The following is a 1,416-nucleotide window of genomic DNA, read 5'->3' as shown; positions in this document are numbered from 1 at the left end:
TTCGTCAGTGAAAAAGTAATGAATCTGAGTCCATACTGATACATACACTCTCCTGGAAAATGAGTTGATAGGCAATGTAGTGGTTACACAGAAAAGCCATTATAGTCTATGTCATTGAAATCTTGCATATTCCGGCCCAAAATTGAATTTTTAAGTTTGTCGATTTTTCAATCTTTAATTGTCGCGAAACAGATTTCCCGGAATCGGCATTCAATGTACCGGTATGACTGTTCAACTTCACCGGAATATGCAAACCTCGCTGTTTGTGGGTGATTGCGATGCTTGTGTTATTGATTGAAGGTAAATGCTGATGACACTAGTATTAAGGGTATGTAAGCTTTTTGACCGGTGGTGACCGCATGCTGCGGGAAGGGACTCTTCAGGACTATGCAACTAAATGGCTGCGCTCCTATAATCATGAACGACCCAAAACTGCTATCGGAGGAATAACGCCAAAACAAAAACTTGCTCAATTAGCGCATTAGTTTCTACTTTTGGCTTCGATTAATAGTCGGGAGAAAACCGCCGTACAGAATCATCGAATCCTGTCGTAAGATTACTTATTTCTTAAGTAAAATCGCCAATTATGAAATTTACGACCTTGCTACTCCTTGCGTTGATTCCTGGAATATCTGGCGCAGAAAATTTTTTAATTAATAGCAATAAGTTATTTGATTTTGCCGAAGCTACGTATCCGAATTATTTTAATCCTGCGGGAGTTGAAACTACTACTCTGAATGAATATTTAGTTCGTTACTACCCCAACACTGATACCTATATCGGTACTAAAGATGAAGAAGTTTATGTTTATGGAAAAGTTTTTGGTGGCTTGCTAAAAGCAGGAGTTATTGCCGATTTCATTGAACTGGAAGCCGATAGCGATGAATTATTAGCCCAGCTATTTGCGAACGTGCAAAGTAATGTGCAGGTTTATGGAGCAGGCATTGTGATTTCCATCCTGTCAGATGACCTAAATGGAAGCCGTCATCAGCGATTCATCATTGAACTGAAATCAAAACAAACGCTGCTCATTGCGCACAATATAGATTTAGCGCCAAGAATAGATGCCCTAGCAATTAATGACCAGATTGAATTCTTTGGTGAATACGAATGGAATGATAAGGATGGCGTCATTCACTGGACACATCATGACCCAAAAGAAATTCATGTAAATGGATGGCTGTTTCATAATAATGTGATTTATCAATGATCTTGTGTTGATAGTCGCATATAAAAGATTGGCTTTAGCTGATTCTTTCGCCCCACTGGCCTCCGATCAAAAACCCAAAAGCCCGGCGATTAGCGCTATCAGCAGTAAGTCGTCGATGCTTAAATACATTCAAGTGATTGATATTAATTATAAATATCAATAATTGTACTGTTCAGATCGACCAGAAAATGATAAAATGAGCACTT

At 38.8% G+C, this 1,416-nt stretch carries 1 protein-coding gene; it reads left to right on the top strand.

Features of this window, described 5'->3' with window-relative positions; translation table 11 throughout:
- Positions 1–586 precede the first annotated feature (586 nt).
- Complete coding sequence (locus tag BMY60_RS15080; RefSeq protein ID WP_090334721.1) at positions 587–1,210, top strand: DUF3465 domain-containing protein; 624 nt, start codon at positions 587–589, stop codon at positions 1,208–1,210.
- Positions 1,211–1,416 lie beyond the last annotated feature (206 nt).

It is taken from the genome of Nitrosomonas sp. Nm51 (assembly GCF_900111165.1).
Classification (GTDB): domain Bacteria; phylum Pseudomonadota; class Gammaproteobacteria; order Burkholderiales; family Nitrosomonadaceae; genus Nitrosomonas.
This window is presented reverse-complemented; position numbering and strand designations above follow the sequence as displayed.

Excerpts from the sequence above, each read along its gene's own strand:
- BMY60_RS15080 (WP_090334721.1), top strand. The coding sequence starts at position 587 with ATGAAATTTACGACCTTGCTACTCCTTGCGTTGATTCCTGGAATATCT.